This is a genomic window from Dysgonomonas sp. Marseille-P4677, from assembly GCF_016652235.1.
Taxonomy (GTDB): Bacteria; Bacteroidota; Bacteroidia; order Bacteroidales; family Dysgonomonadaceae; genus Dysgonomonas.
In genome coordinates this window covers 22,580-37,830 of record NZ_JAEPKU010000015.1, presented here as the reverse complement: position 1 = coordinate 37,830, position 15,251 = coordinate 22,580, and the positions used below count along the sequence as shown (strand labels likewise).

At 36.7% G+C, this 15,251-nt stretch carries 14 protein-coding genes; 7 read left to right on the top strand and 7 right to left on the bottom strand.

The annotated features are described in order from the left end of the window. Positions 1 to 10: 10 nt before the first annotated feature. From JGH11_RS05160 to JGH11_RS05140, 5 genes are all read left to right on the top strand, one after another. Positions 11 to 775, top strand: coding sequence for a prolyl oligopeptidase family serine peptidase (locus tag JGH11_RS05160; RefSeq protein WP_201110502.1), 765 nt, complete (start codon positions 11 to 13; stop codon positions 773 to 775). Between the two features lie 193 nt (positions 776 to 968). Then, positions 969 to 1,907, top strand: coding sequence for a CPBP family intramembrane glutamic endopeptidase (locus tag JGH11_RS05155; protein ID WP_201110501.1), 939 nt, complete (start codon positions 969 to 971; stop codon positions 1,905 to 1,907). Positions 1,908 to 1,965: 58 nt separating this feature from the next. Further along, positions 1,966 to 3,915: an ABC-F family ATP-binding cassette domain-containing protein gene (locus tag JGH11_RS05150; RefSeq protein WP_201110500.1), complete on the top strand. Its 1,950-nt coding sequence runs from the start codon at positions 1,966 to 1,968 to the stop codon at positions 3,913 to 3,915. Between the two features lie 131 nt (positions 3,916 to 4,046). After that, on the top strand, positions 4,047 to 4,715 hold the full coding sequence (locus JGH11_RS05145; RefSeq protein WP_236263865.1) for a GDSL-type esterase/lipase family protein: 669 nt from the start codon (positions 4,047 to 4,049) through the stop codon (positions 4,713 to 4,715). Between the two features lie 14 nt (positions 4,716 to 4,729). Further along, positions 4,730 to 6,772 carry a M13 family metallopeptidase gene (locus tag JGH11_RS05140; protein ID WP_201110499.1) on the top strand — a complete coding sequence of 681 codons (2,043 nt, stop codon included), beginning with the start codon at positions 4,730 to 4,732 and terminating at the stop codon, positions 6,770 to 6,772. Between the two features lie 76 nt (positions 6,773 to 6,848). On the opposite strand, the gene JGH11_RS05135 is transcribed toward JGH11_RS05140, so the two are convergent. The 5 genes from JGH11_RS05135 to JGH11_RS05115 form a co-directional block, all read right to left on the bottom strand. Further along, positions 6,849 to 7,916 carry a chorismate mutase gene (locus tag JGH11_RS05135; protein WP_370567563.1) on the bottom strand — a complete coding sequence of 356 codons (1,068 nt, stop codon included), beginning with the start codon at positions 7,914 to 7,916 and terminating at the stop codon, positions 6,849 to 6,851. A gap of 25 nt (positions 7,917 to 7,941) precedes the next feature. Continuing rightward, positions 7,942 to 8,622, bottom strand: coding sequence for a DUF6882 domain-containing protein (locus JGH11_RS05130; RefSeq protein WP_201110497.1), 681 nt, complete (start codon positions 8,620 to 8,622; stop codon positions 7,942 to 7,944). After that, on the bottom strand, positions 8,619 to 9,785 hold the full coding sequence (locus JGH11_RS05125) for a pyridoxal phosphate-dependent aminotransferase (RefSeq protein WP_201110496.1): 1,167 nt from the start codon (positions 9,783 to 9,785) through the stop codon (positions 8,619 to 8,621). The genes JGH11_RS05130 and JGH11_RS05125 overlap by 4 nt, the downstream gene beginning before the upstream one ends. A 35-nt stretch (positions 9,786 to 9,820) precedes the next feature. Continuing rightward, positions 9,821 to 10,663 carry a prephenate dehydratase gene (locus tag JGH11_RS05120; RefSeq protein WP_201110495.1) on the bottom strand — a complete coding sequence of 281 codons (843 nt, stop codon included), beginning with the start codon at positions 10,661 to 10,663 and terminating at the stop codon, positions 9,821 to 9,823. A gap of 366 nt (positions 10,664 to 11,029) precedes the next feature. Further along, positions 11,030 to 11,773 (bottom strand): GH25 family lysozyme, encoded by a 744-nt coding sequence (locus tag JGH11_RS05115; protein WP_201110494.1) that lies wholly within the window; start codon positions 11,771 to 11,773, stop codon positions 11,030 to 11,032. 112 nt (positions 11,774 to 11,885) lie between these two features. Between JGH11_RS05115 and JGH11_RS05110 the strand changes: the two genes are divergently transcribed. Continuing rightward, the gene (locus JGH11_RS05110; RefSeq protein WP_201110493.1) at positions 11,886 to 12,278 is read left to right on the top strand and encodes a CD225/dispanin family protein; all 393 of its coding nucleotides are present in this window, start codon (positions 11,886 to 11,888) and stop codon (positions 12,276 to 12,278) included. A 66-nt stretch (positions 12,279 to 12,344) separates the two neighbouring features. After that, complete coding sequence (locus JGH11_RS05105) at positions 12,345 to 12,752, top strand: DUF2752 domain-containing protein (protein WP_201110492.1); 408 nt, start codon at positions 12,345 to 12,347, stop codon at positions 12,750 to 12,752. A 28-nt stretch (positions 12,753 to 12,780) separates the two neighbouring features. Here the strand turns inward: JGH11_RS05105 and JGH11_RS05100 are convergent, their stop codons facing one another. Further along, positions 12,781 to 13,902: an aspartate aminotransferase family protein gene (locus tag JGH11_RS05100; protein WP_201110491.1), complete on the bottom strand. Its 1,122-nt coding sequence runs from the start codon at positions 13,900 to 13,902 to the stop codon at positions 12,781 to 12,783. Position 13,903: 1 nt separating this feature from the next. Beyond that, complete coding sequence (locus JGH11_RS05095) at positions 13,904 to 15,250, bottom strand: hypothetical protein (RefSeq protein ID WP_201110490.1); 1,347 nt, start codon at positions 15,248 to 15,250, stop codon at positions 13,904 to 13,906. Position 15,251: the final 1 nt, after the last annotated feature.

Sequence of the window (15,251 nt, the reverse complement as noted above, 5' to 3'; positions counted from 1 at the left end):
ATAATAAATTATGAAAAGAACATTATTAATCTGCTGTTTTTTACTTTGCGCAATTTTTAGTTTCGGGCAATTTAAGAACGCCTCATTTATGGTAAATGGATTTACTTTACCATACCAGGTAATGTTTCCGGATAATTATGACTCTTCTCGTGAGTATCCTTTGCTTGTCATGCTGCATGGAGCAGGGGAGAGGGGAGATAATAATGAGGCTCAACTTACGCACGGGAAGCAGTTTCTTATAGATAACTTCCTTTCCGATTATCCTGCCATTGTTATAGTTCCGCAGTGTCCGGCAAATAATTATTGGGCAAATGTCGTAAGACATCAGATTGATAATAAGATGACGTTGACTTTTGGCCTCACCGACCAGCCAACACAGTCTATGTCTACACTTATGTCACTTATTCAGGACTGGTTATCTTCGGGTAGGGTGGATATAAGTAGAGTGTATGTAGGAGGCCTTTCTATGGGAGGTATGGGGACATTTGAGCTTTTGTGGCGTATGCCCCAAACTTTTGCTGCGGCATTTCCTATTTGCGGAGGCGGAGATGTAAATAAACTGTCTCTTTATGCAAAGAATACTGCTGTGTGGATTTTTCATGGAGACGAAGACTCGGTGGTTCCTGTCCAAAATTCCAGAGAAATTTATTCCCGTTTGAAAGAACTTGGTTCCGATGTCGAATACACCGAATACAAAGGTGTTAACCATGGTAGTTGGATAAATGCTTTTCAGGAAAAAGAATTAGCACCGTGGCTATTCAAACATAAAAAATAAATTAATCAATTAGGTGTTAGGTTATTTTCTTAGGTAAGGTTAATTAAAGGTTGGACTGTTATTCAGTATGAATAATCGGTTTATTTATTAGGTGGTTGAAGACTGCATTTTGACTTTGTCATTATGCAGTCTTTTGTGATTTTTTATAGAGCCTTTACGACATATATGTATATATAAATTCAAATACTACAAAATGAAACATTTAGAAAAAGCTTTAACACCAGGTAATCAGTTTTGGAAATATATTGTTGTATTGATAATCTCTTTCTTTCTAGCTAGCCTTGTCGGATCAATACCATTGTATATCGTCCTTATTTATAAACTTATACAAAGTGGCGGAAATTTAATTGAATTAGCTAATTTTTCCGATATATCTGCTTTCTCATCAATTGGCATATCATCGAATGTGGTTTTATTCCTGATCATGTTACCACTTGTTTTAGGTGTTTTTATTCTTTTTCTGTTTGTAAAACTTTTCCATCATCGGACATGGCAGGAGATCATTAATGGAACAAAAAATGTTCGATGGAGAAGGGTTTTTGTCGGAGCAGGAATGTGGGCTGCTATTCTGGCTGTGAGTTTGATTATAGACTATATCATCGATCCGTCAAACTTTGTTTGTCAATTTGATATAATCTCATTTATACCGTTAGTATTTATATCATTACTTATGATTCCTCTACAATCTAGCTTCGAAGAATTGGCTATGAGAGGATATTTTGCTCAAGGCATTGGAGCCTTAACTAAAAATAGGTGGATGGTAATGATTATACCTTCCGTTATTTTCGGACTTTTGCATGTTGCTAATCCTGAGGTAAAGGAATTTGGCTTCTGGATTATGATGCCTCAGTATATACTTATGGGTATGATGTTCGGATTAATAAGTATTCTCGACGATGGAATAGAATTGGCTATTGGAATACATGCCGCAAATAATGTGTTTATTAGTTTGTTTACCACGCATGCCGCTTCGACTTTTCAGACAGACGCTGTATTTAGTATACAGGAAATGAATCCGTATAAAGAATTGATCTCACTGGTTATATTTGGTTTAATCCTTATTTTATTCCTTTATAAGAAGTACAATTGGAGTTTTTCGACACTTAATAAGAAAGTAGAAATAGAAGAATAAATATCGGCTTTCACTTAAAATTCCCTACTTTTGCATATATTTAAAAACGTAATTAATTGTGATTTCAGTAGAAGGCCTGACGGTCGAATTCGGTGGATTTACACTCTTTGATGACATATCCTTTGTCGTAAATAAAAAGGAACGGATTGCTTTAGTAGGAAAGAATGGTGCTGGAAAAAGCACTATGCTCAAAACGTTTGCAGGGTTGCAAGCTCCTACTCGTGGCAATATTTCATATCCTAAAGATATAACTATCGGCTATTTGCCGCAGCACATGACACTCAAAGAAGGTAATACTGTCTTTGAGGAAGCTTCATTAGCTTTTGAACATATTCAAAAAATGGAAGCTGAGTTGAACGAAGTGAACAAACAGCTCACCGAAAGGACAGATTATGAATCGGATGCATATCATAACCTCATAGAAAAATCGACTCATCTCCACGAGCAATTTCTTATGTCGGGAGGCAACAACTTTCAGGCCGAAATAGAAAAGACGTTAACTGGATTGGGCTTTAGTCGCAAAGACTTTGAACGTCCTACCAGCGAATTTAGCGGGGGGTGGCGTATGCGCATCGAATTGGCGAAATTATTATTGCAACGCCCCGATGTGTTATTACTCGATGAGCCTACCAACCATCTGGATATAGAATCGATCCAATGGCTCGAAAACTTTCTTGCCACACGTGCAAATGCCGTAGTATTGGTTTCGCACGACAAGGCTTTTCTGGATGCAGTTACCCAACGTACCATTGAAATCTCTTTGGGGCGGATATATGATTATAAAGTGGCTTATTCGAAATATGTAGAGCTACGAAAAGAGCATAGGGAACAGCAAATGCGGGCTTTTGAGAATCAGCAAAAACAAATACAAAAAACGGAAGAGTTTATAGAGCGTTTTCGTTATAAGGCAACTAAAGCCGTACAGGTACAATCTCGTATAAAACAATTAGATAAGTTGGAAAGATTAGAAGTGGACGACGAAGACAATGCTATGTTGAACTTGAAGTTTCCTCCGGCTCCACGTTCGGGCTCTTATCCTGTAATAATAGAAGATGTTGAGAAAAGTTATGGGGAACATCTTATATTTAAGAATGTTACACTAACTATCAATAGAGGAGATAAAGTAGCATTTGTCGGTAAAAACGGGGAGGGTAAGTCCACCTTGGTTAAATGTATTATGGACGAAACCGATTTTAAAGGAAAATTGGAATTAGGACATAATGTGAAGATTGGTTACTTTGCTCAGAATCAGGCTCAGTTGCTGGATGAAGAGAAGACGGTTTTCGAAACCATCGATTATGTTGCAGTAGGCGATATCCGTACGAAAATACGTGATATACTCGGAGCTTTCATGTTTGGCGGAGAAGCCTCCGACAAAAAGGTAAAAGTACTATCGGGAGGAGAGCGTAGCCGTTTGGCCATGATTCGTTTATTACTGGAACCTGTGAATTTGCTTATTCTTGACGAGCCAACAAATCATCTTGATATGAAGTCGAAAGATGTTTTGAAAGATGCTTTGAGAGAGTTTGAAGGTACAGTAATTGTTGTTTCCCATGACCGTGATTTTTTGAATGGGCTGGTCGATAAGGTTTATGAATTCGGTAATCAGCAAGTTAAAGAACATCTTGGCGGCATATATGAATTTCTTGAGAAAAAGAAAATGGATAGCCTCAAAGAATTAGAAGTGTCAACAAATACACCTCAGAAGAATCAGGTTCAGGAAAAAGTAACAGAGCAAGAATCGGTTAATAAACTTACGTATGAAGAGCGGAAGGAGTTAAGTCGGCAGATAAAGCGAATTGAAAAACAAATTGCAGATGTAGAGAAGGTAATCGAAAATAAGGAGACTGAAATTGCCGAAATAGAGAATAAACTTGCCACACCTGAAGGGGCTTCCGATACTTCTCTTTTCGAGAAACACGGTTTACTCACAAAAGAGTTGGAAAGCGATATGAGCAAATGGGAAGAACTAACTATAGAGCTGAGTAATATGAACGATAATATTTAGTAAATGTTATTAGAAATCATTGCTTTTATCTATAGTCAAAGTAAGTGTGTTTGCTTCAGGTAGATGGTATACAGTATATTAAAAACAATCTAAAAGTGTAACTTTTGTCACCTTTTTTTACAAATTGAGATATGAAGTTCAAAATTATATTATTGATATACATGTTACTTTCATTACATGTTATGGGGCAGGAAATAGATGAGAATATACTCGAAAACCAGACTTATATCGACCGAATGGCTTATTTTAGAAACAATCCGTTGAAGCAAGGGCAGATTGTTTTTCTCGGTAATAGTTTGACCCAAGGAGGTAAGTGGGATGAGTATTTTCCTATACAGAAACCTGCAAACAGAGGGATTGCAGGCGATAACACGTTAGGTATCCTTGGCCGTTTACATGAAATTATAGAAGCCAAGCCAAGTAAGCTTTTTATTTTGACCGGAATTAATGATATTTCGTTAGGCAGATCAAACGAAAAGATAATGATTGGGATTAAATCAATCATATATCAGGTGAAAGCAGGCTCTCCTACAACTGAAATTTTTGTACAAAGCTTATTACCTATCAATAATGAGAATAATAGATACAAGAGGTTGTTGAATAAAGAAAAGCAGATCGAACGTTTAAATAAAGATATTCATAGATTTTGTAAAGAAGAGAATATAGTTTTTATAAATTTATACCCCTCTTTTCTTATCTCGAAGCGAAAGCTGAATGCGAAATATACCGGTGACGGTCTACATTTGAACGAAGATGGCTATACTATTTGGATAGAAAAGATCAGAACAATTATAGAATAAATAAGAGTTTACGTATGAGAAGAATTTACTATTTACCAATTGCAGTATTTGCTTTTGCTACATTTAGTTGCAAGGATAAAACAAATACAGAAAAAACAGAAGAGGTGAAAAATTTCGACATTGCTAATTTGGATACAACGGCTATCCTGGGTAACGATTTTTATCAATATGCCACTGGAGGGTGGGCAAAAGCCAATCCGATAAAGGATGAATATGCGCGTTATGGCTCTTTCGACCAATTAGCGGAGAAGAATCAGGAGCAAGTGAAGGAAATTATTGAAGATTTAGGCAAGACGACTCATAAAGAGGGTTCTATTGAGCAAAAAATAGGAGACTTGTTCGCTATGGGGATGGATAGCGTAACCCTAAATTCGGAAGGAGCAAAACCAATAGCTTCAGAATTAGATGCGATTAAAAGTGCTACTAATGTTGCCGATATAATCAGACTGGCCGGGGAAATAAGAAGATATGCAAATTCTCCTTTCTTTGGCTTGTATGTTGGTGCTGACGATAAGAATAGCTCCATGAACCTTGTACAGTTGTATCAGGGAGGACTAGGATTGGGAGAGCGCGATTATTATGTTGCTCAGGATTCTACGTCTATTGCTCTTCGCAAAGGATACCAAAATCTGATTAAAGTACAATTCGTAAATGCCGGGTATAGCGAAGCTGAAGGAATAAAGGCTGCTGATGCAGTTCTTAAGATAGAAACAGCCTTGGCTCAAGATCATTTCAAAAAAGAAGATACTCGCAAACCTGAATTGAACTATCATAAAATGAAAGTTGAAGACCTTAATAAGTCTGTTGGCAACTTTGATTGGACTGCATTCTTTGATGCTGCGGGTGCCAAAGGGTTTACAGAACTAAATGTTTCTCAGGTGAAACCGATAACTACTGCTGTAAAACTGATACAGACCTTACCTTTGGATGAGTCCAAAGCATATCTTTCATGGTGTGTGATAAATAGTGCCGCTTCTTATCTGAGCGATGAATTTGTTGATGCTAATTTCGATTTCTATGGAAAGCAACTAACCGGACGTAAAGTATTACAACCAAGATGGAAACGTACTGTAAGGACAGTTGATGGAGCTTTAAGTGAAGCTGTAGGGCAGATGTATGTAGCTAAATATTTTCCCGCCGAGGCTAAAGATAGAATGATTAAGTTAGTGAAGAATCTACAGGAAACATTGGGAGAACGTATAAATAATCTTTCTTGGATGAGTGATGTGACAAAAGAAAAAGCTCAAGAAAAGCTAAATGCATTTACAGTCAAAATCGGTTATCCTGACAAATGGAAAGATTACTCGACACTTGAGATAAAGAAAGATTCTTATTGGGCTAACATTGTTAGAGCAAGTGAATTCGACTATACAGAGATGATCAATAAAATAGGTAAACCGGTCGACAAATCAGAATGGCATATGCCTCCGCAAATGGTAAATGCTTATTATAACCCAACTACTAACGAGATATGCTTCCCTGCCGGTATTTTACAGCCTCCTTTCTTCTACCTTGATGCTGATGATGCTGTAAACTATGGTGCTATTGGTGTTGTTATCGGTCACGAGATGTCTCATGGTTTTGATGATCAGGGTAGTCAATATGATAAAGACGGTAATCTTGCAAATTGGTGGACTGCTGATGATTCGAAGAAGTTTACCGAACGAGCTCAAGTTTTGGTTCAACACTTTAATAAAATAGAGGTGCTTCCAAATGTATTTGCTAATGGAGAATTTACATTAGGTGAGAATATAGGAGATTTTGGAGGTCTGCAAATAGCTTACAATGCTTTTGAGAAGACAGAACAAGCCAAGACAGGAGATCAAATTGATGGATTTACACCGGCTCAGCGTTTCTTTCTTTCTTATGCAGGAGTATGGGCCGGAAATATACGTGATGAAGAAGTACTTCGCCTCACTAAAATTGATCCACACTCACTTGGTAAGTGGCGCGTGAACGGTACATTACCTCATATAAATGCTTGGTATGAAGCATTCAATATAACCGAAAAAGATTCATTGTTTATTCCGAAGGAAAAACGTGCCGATATTTGGTGATTATTATCAGGTTGATATATAAAAAACAGGATGCTAAGCTATTTTAGCATCCTGTTTTTATATGTATAAGTAGGTTTTACTTATTTAATATATCTATTTGTTTTCTGACAGACTCTTCGTGTATTGCTTCTAATACTACTCGCATAAACTCCGGGTTCATACCCATCCCTTCTGCTTGAGCTATGCGTTTGTGAAGTATTTCGTCATAACGGTCTGTTTGTACGATGGTCATATTGTGCTCCTTCTTGAAAGTACCTATTTCGCATGAAATACGCATACGCTTTGCAAGTAATTCCAATAGCTGATCATCCAGTTCATCTATTTGTCTGCGTAGGGCAGATAAGTCTTCTGTGGATTGTTTGCTATCACGGATGATCAATCCATCTAAGATTTCATTCAATCTGATAGGGGTAATTTGTTGTGAAGCATCACTCCAAGCATTATCAGGATCGCAATGGCTCTCTATTATCAATCCATCGAAGTTAAGATCCATAGCCTGTTGCGAAAGCGGTTGAATTAGATCACGTTTTCCTCCAATATGACTAGGGTCACAAATGATTGGAAGATCAGGATAGCGGCGTTTCAATTCGATAGGTATATGCCATTGAGGAAGATTCCGATAAATCTTCTTATCATACGAGCTAAATCCGCGGTGAATGGCACCAAGCTTAGTTAACCCTACATTGCTCAGGCGTTCTAAAGCTCCTATCCATAACTCAAGATCTGGGTTTACAGGGTTCTTTACTAATACTGGAATGTCTACACCTTGTAGCGCTTCTGCGATCTCCTGTACAGCAAAAGGGTTAGCAGTTGTACGAGCACCGATCCAAAGTACATCCACACCATATTTCAATGCTTCATAAACATGCTTCTGTGTAGCGACTTCAGTCGATACATACATGCCTGTTTCCTGTTTTACTTTCTTTAGCCAAGCAAGGCCTTCGCTTCCAACACCTTCAAATCCTCCCGGCTTGGTACGGGGTTTCCATATGCCTGCACGTAATATCTTAATGCCATTGGCTGATAGTTGCTTTGCTGCATTCATTACCTGATCTTCGGTTTCGGCACTGCAAGGGCCTGCTATAACCAAAGGACGTTTAGGGTCTATGCCCGGTAGTAAAATTGAATCTAGTTTCATCTTTATTGGGTTTTATGATTATATTTTGTTATTATTTTGCTTCTCCATTTATTTTGACTAATCGGTCCATGTCATCGAATTCAGCTGATATCAGGCCTTCTCCTTTATTCGTTGTTAGCTTATTTCCTTCTTCTTGTATGCTATATCCTTTAGAATCCAGATAGTTCTTAAACGTTCTTCTGTGGTTTATAGCGAAGTTTGAAATTATTTCCGGATATATGCTTAATATGCGTAATTGCTCATTATAAGGTACATTCTCTATCGATTCATCTTTCAACGTAAGCAATAGGATACCGTTGCCATAGTTTCCTGCATAATAAGCGCTCGAATTAAATTCACCCGATGCAATTAATCCGAGTGCATGGACATCAGTTGGTTCCATGTTATATTCAGGCATAGTAAGGAACTCAATATTATAGGTTTCTCCTATTTCTTTTAGCCTGTTTGTCTCTATAAGTAGGCTGTCAGGAATATTAGAGGCTTCATTTGCCCATGCCCATAGCCATGTTCCCGAATCGAAAGAATAGGAGCCTAGTATCTGCATCGGGAACTTGAGTTCGTCACCGAAATATATAAGTCCGGTACTCATATCTATCTCCCAGTTATTTTCACCGATTATCTCAGCCAGATTGTATTGTTTCTCAAAAGCGATACCTGCATGCTTCTCTAGTAATGTGTCGTAGTTTACCATTTCCATAAGTTTGTATTTCAAGATTGTATCTTTTTTATTCTTTGTAATGCTTCTCTCAACATTTCTTCGTTGCAGCAAAGTGATATGCGAATATATCTATCTCCTTTATCTCCAAAAATGAATCCGGGTGTAAGAAATACATTTGCATCATATAATATCTTATCGGCAAGCTCTTCACTATTCTTGTAATGATCAGGTATCCTACCCCAAAGAAACATACCTACCTGGCTCTTATCAAAAGTGCAACCAAGCTGAGTCATTATATTTTCTGCATATTGACGACGGCTGGCATATAGTTCAATGTTATTCTTTTTGTGCCACTCATCCGAATTGTTAAGTGCAGCAACAGTCGCTAATTGCATTGGTTTTAAAATACCACTTTCTATGTTACTTAATACTTTTAATATCCATTGAATGAATTGAGGATTAGATGCTACCATTCCAATTCTCCATCCCGGCATGTTGTGGGATTTACTCATCGAATTGAGTTCGACGCAAATATCTTTCGCTCCTTCGATTTGCAATATGCTGATTGGGCTTTCATTTAAGATAAGGCTATAAGGATTATCGTGTGCTATGACAATATTATGCTTTTTCCCGAAGTCAACCAACTTTCTGAACAGTTCTAAAGAGCCATTTGCTCCGGTTGGCATATTCGGGTAGTTTACCCACATTAATTTAGTTTTGGATAGATCCATCTTTTCAAGAGCCTCAAAGTCCGGTTGCCAATCATTATTTTCATCCAGATTATAAGATTGAATTGTCGCACCTACCAGTTTGCTTACCGATGTATAGGTAGGATAGCCTGGGTTAGGGACTAATACTCCATCTCCCGGATTTAGAAATGCAAGTGATATATGTAGAATACCTTCTTTAGATCCTATTAATGGCTGTACTTCTTTTGCCGAATCAAGCTTAACTCCATACCATCTTGCATACCAGTCTGTAAATGCTTTTCTTAATTCGGGAATACCCACGTGCGGTTGGTAGCCATGTGTATCGCTTTTTGAGGCCGATTCATTTAAGGCTATAACAGTTTCTTCAGAAGGAGGCAGGTCGGGGCTACCGATACCCAAACTAATAACATTCTTGCCTGCGGCGTTCATTTCAGCTACTTCTTTCAATTTGGTAGAGAAGTAATATTCACTAAAAGTATTGAGGCGATCTGCCGGAATTATATTCATATATTTAAAGATTTCGGATTAATTGTTTAGCGATGTTATAATTCACTTTGTCTGCCTTCGGGATATTCTCCCAGTATCTGAAGTCCGCTAGTGAGAGGGCGAATTGCATCTAAAGATTGATGATAGCGTTCTAGGTCTGAAAATGTAAGATCTACATAAAACTGATATTCCCATTCGCGTCCAATAATAGGCAGCGACTGGATTTTGGTCAGATTGATACCATAAAAAGAAAATACAGAGAGAACTTTAGACAAACTTCCTTCATCGTGAGGTGTGGTAAATACAATCGATGATTTGTTCAAAACCTCGTCTATCTGAATCTCTTGTGTGATCCACTTATTTCCAAAAACAAGAAAGCGAGTAAAATTGTGCTTGTTCGTTTCAATTCCTCTCGCCAGTATATTAAGTCCATAAATTTCGGCAGCTCTAACACTACATATTGCAGCGGTAGCAGTCAATTGTTTTTCCGCAATATCTTTTGCTGCAAGTGCCGTATCTTCATGCTCAACTATTTTAATACCCGGTAATGTGTCTAAGTAGCTGGTGCATTGCATCAAAGCAATGGGATGAGATTGTACTTCTTTTATCTCATGGATTGATTGTCCGGGTAGCGCAGCGATACAGTGTGATATACGTTGCTTATACTCTCCGGCGATAGGAAGTTTGCTTTCTTTTAACAATTCGTAGTTACAAAGTAGGCTTCCGGCAATAGTGTTTTCTATAGCCATTATACCTATTGTGTTGGGATCTTTCCTTATAGTAGAAAAGATATCCCTGAATGTGATACATGGTACTATTTCTACTTCTTCCCCAAAGAAATTCTCTGCTGCAATACCGTGATATGCTCCTAATCCTCCTTGTATGGCTACTTTTTTCATGTTGTTATGTTATTCTCAAAAAAAAATCCTGTCATACTTGACAGGATTCTATATATCTGATTGTTTTACTTAACTTTCAATTTTCTCATACAAAATCCTGTTCTACCTTCTAAAAAAGTAAAAGTAAAAAAAGAAAAAGTATGTATAAGAAAAGTTCTTCATTCTAATAACCTTTGTTATGATTATAGATGCAAAAGTAATAATTTTTTGAATAAAACAAGCGTTTTGCTATCTTTTTATTTAATGAATAGTAAAATCGGGTTTATTACTGTTTCTAGAGAGAAATTATTTTTAGTTCTTAATATGAGAATACCTTCGATTTAAAGTATAGATAAAGGATTTAGAAAATAATAAACAAGATTCGATTTATTGCTCCTCCTTAATTATTAGTAGTTTCTCAAATTCCTCTCTACTTCCATTAAAAGCATTTAAGTCGACAGGGGTATTGATACCTTCGAGTTTTCCTTTGTTTGTAAATTGCCAAAACATCCAATTGCGCCCATCAGGGAGGTTAGGCTCGGATAGTATATCACGTATCCATATGGGATTTTCCGGGAATTGATTTATCAAATAGTTCTTATAAAACTCGTTCGTTGTGTAAATTATAACCTTTCTCTGATAGTGGTCCTCGATAATTTCGAAATATTTTTCTATTTCAGAGATTAAGTCTTCTTTACGATTTTCAATTGCACAGTTTCCCCCATATTCAAGATCGATAATAGGCGGAAGATCAATGCTGTCTTTAGGAACATAATGGATATAGTTGCGGGCTTGTTCCTCTCCATCTTTACAAAAGGTGAAAAAATGATAGGCCGCAACAGGAATATTATGATGGATGGCTTCTCTCCAGTTTTCTTGAAACATGGAATCTTTATGATTTCCTCCTTCAGTAGCTTTTAAGAATGCGAACTGAACAGCCTTTTTATCCAGTTTACCCCAATTTATTTTCTGTTGATGGTGAGAAACATCAATGCCTTGCACCGGATAATTCTCGAATGATGGATAGTTCATGCGGATATATCCGTTGGTAAAACCTATATATAGCCCTCCACAAAGAATGGCTGTCAAGGTGATAGTTATAAAGATGTATAGAACATGTCTTTTATTCATGACTAAGCATTATTTGGAGCGGCAACGAAGTTATAACTAATTTTTCTTTCTGCATATTATATTTTTCTATATATTTGAATTCTATTAACAATCTTTAAAATCATATACTATTATGACAGAATTAGACAATCCAAGTTATCAAGATCCTGCTCAACAAACTAATGCATGGGATAGCGAAGTGAAACCGGAAAAACCTAATAATAATCTAGCTCTAGCAATTATTGCAACAATAGTAAGTTTAATTACCTGTTGTGGTTGGGTAAGCTGTGTTGGGGTAATTCTCGGTATTATAGCTATTGTTTTCTCTACACAGGTAGATTCAAAATATTTTGCGGGCGATTATGCAGGAGCAGAAAGTTCAGCAAAGAATGCTAAATTACTGTCATTAATAGCTATAGGTACTGTTGTTCTTTCTATCGTTTGGATCATAATTTCTATTGTTATGGCCGGTGGTATTGCTGCTATTATGGAACAGTATGAAACAATGATGGAAGCATATCGTTAATCCTGAAAGTTTTATATCTATTATAAATGGGAAGGTAATTTCATCGGAATTACCTTCCTCTCTTTTATGAAGAAATATCTGTTACTTCTGCTGTCGATTTTATTTCCCTTTGCCATTGTCCTTGTCTATTATCTGTTTTATAATATGACAGGAGATAATGCACTTTGTAGCTTTCGAGAAATTACCGGATTGGAATGTCCCGGATGTGGCGGGCAGCGCGCCTTGCATTTACTCCTTCATGGCGATATATTAAATGCCTTTCGCTATAATATCTTCTTTCTTGTCGCTTTGCCTTTTCTTACTTACTTTTATTATATGGCTGTAAGGGTTTATATATTGAAACAAGAGCAATATCTAACGAGCTTTGTATTCTCATCAACTTTTGGATACAGCCTTCTTATATCAGTTATTTTGTTCTTTATTTTAAGAAATATTCCACTCTGGCCTTTTTATTATCTTGCTCCTCCTCAATAAAATAAGAGGAGAGGTAGACTCCCCTCTATTATAAAACTTTTTTGAATCTTTCCAGAAATACTTTTGCTTGTTCTATTGTCAGGCAAAGTGGAGGCAATAAGCGAAATACATTTGTTCCGGTAGCTCCAGTGAAGACTTTTTCTTCGTACAACAGTTTGCTCCGTTTTTCTTTAATAGGTTTGTCAAATTCCATACCTATCATTAAACCGCGGCCTCTGACTTCTTTTATCTGAGGGAATTTTCTGAGTTCATCTATCAGGAATTCTCCAACTTTGTATGAGTTTTCAATTAATCTTTCTTCTTTCATTATATCCAAAACAGCAATAGCTGCAGTACAAGCCAGATGGTTGCCTCCAAAGGTTGTACCTAACTGTCCGTATACAGCTTTGAACATAGGATTAATCAAGACACCAGCCATAGGAAAACCGTTTCCTATTCCTTTCGCAACCGTAATGATATCGGCTTCTATTCCTGTATATTGATGGGCAAAGAATTTTCCGCTACGTCCGTATCCCGATTGTATTTCATCAAGAATGAGGATCGTTCCGGTTTCGGTACATACCTTACGAAGTTGTTTCATGAACTCGTCATCCGGTATTTGTATGCCGGCAACTCCTTGTATTCCTTCAATAATTACAGAGCAATATTCTTTTGTTTCTAGTTCTTTTTTTACAAGATTGATGTCGTTGAACGGAACAAAGGTTACGTTCGTATTTTCGTTTACAGGTGCAGAATAGGCCGGAATATCTGTGGTGGCAACAGTTACAGATGTCCGTCCGTGAAATGCTTTTTTGAATGCTAAAACTTTTTTACGTCCATTGTGAAATGATGCCAGTTTTATTGCATTTTCATTTGCTTCTGCTCCTGAATTGATAAGAAATAGGAAGTAATCAGGATAACCGCATTGTTCCCCTAGTTTTTGTGCAACTTCTTGTTGAAGCTCATTTATTACAGAATTGGAGTAAAACCCAATTTTATTTAATTGATCAGTTATTTTTTCTACATAATAAGGATGTGTATGTCCTACCGAAATGACAGCATGGCCACCGTATAGATCTAGATATTCATCCCCTTTATCATCATATACATAGCAGCCTTCACCTTTTACTATATTTAGGTTAAATAGAGGGAATACGTCAAATAGTTTCATTTTAGTTTTCTTTATTTATATCGTTTATTATTTCTATCAGATTTTCTTTATTTATTATATACATACCCAATCTTACATCCGATATACCTTCTTTTAATTTATATGTATATTGGGGATGCCCGTTTTCTTCTAAGATTTCGAAATGAGCAAATTCGATACTTTTATTTTCCTGTAATTCTTTAGTGACCTCAACAATGTGAGATGATATAACAAAGAAGGAACTTTTTATATCGGTAAAAGCTGATACGACAGCCAATGTTCCATCGTAAGCATCTTTTACATTTGTACCTCTGAATAATTCGTCGAATATAACCAGCATATTCTTATTTGTTTTCAGTTTGTAGGCAACATTTTTTATCCTCATTACTTCGGCATAGAAATGACTATATCCCGAATTTAAGTTGTCGGAAATATTTATAGCAGTACATAGTCCGGATAATACACTTAACCTCATGACTGAAGCCGGAACAGGAAATCCTATATGGGCCAAATAAATAGCTAGCCCCATTGCTTTTAGAAAAGTTGATTTTCCTGCCATATTGGGGCCGGAGATGAATAGGAGGTTGGATGCTTGTTCAAATTTTACATCGTTTGCTATAGCATTAGTCACAAATGGATGATACAAGCCTTTTATATCAAAACAATTCTCCGAATCAGGTACAATTTTAGCATAGCTAAAGTTGTGTTTTATAGCTGCTTTTGCTACAGATAAGAAAGCATCATATTCATATATAAGTTCCAAAAAAAAGGAAATATCTTTCTTATGTGTTTTACGAAACATATAGTCTAAAGTAGACGTATCATAAGCTCTGATAGTATTTAACTTCAATACATCAGCATATTCTCCTTTAGAGAGTATTTTTGATAGCTCTTCATTATTTTTTTCTAAAAGCCTAGGGAGTTTATTTTTATCAGATATTTGAGTAATTATATGAAAGAATTTGTTGATCGATTTTATTAAATCGACAATTGACTCCACGCCTTTCTTTACAAAATAATATTCAGCATTAGCGCTTATTCGATCACTTATCATTCGTTCGATTGCCGTAAACCAGGATGGCGTGCGCGGTGGAAAATCATTATGCCTGAGGTAGTATTCGGCAAAATCTAAAGAATTCTTATCTACCCTCAGACCATCCGGATGATATTTCTGAAAGAAAGCAATTGTATCTGTTCGTTCGGTGATTGTATCTATGTCGGTCAGCGGATTTGACAGAAAGTTATAAAGCACTCTTCTACCACCATGACATTGGGTAAAATTGAATAGACTAAAAACAGATGTACCGTCTTTGACTGTATCAAAGATTTCCAAGTCTTTTAAGGTTTGCGAGTCAACTTCAAACTTCATA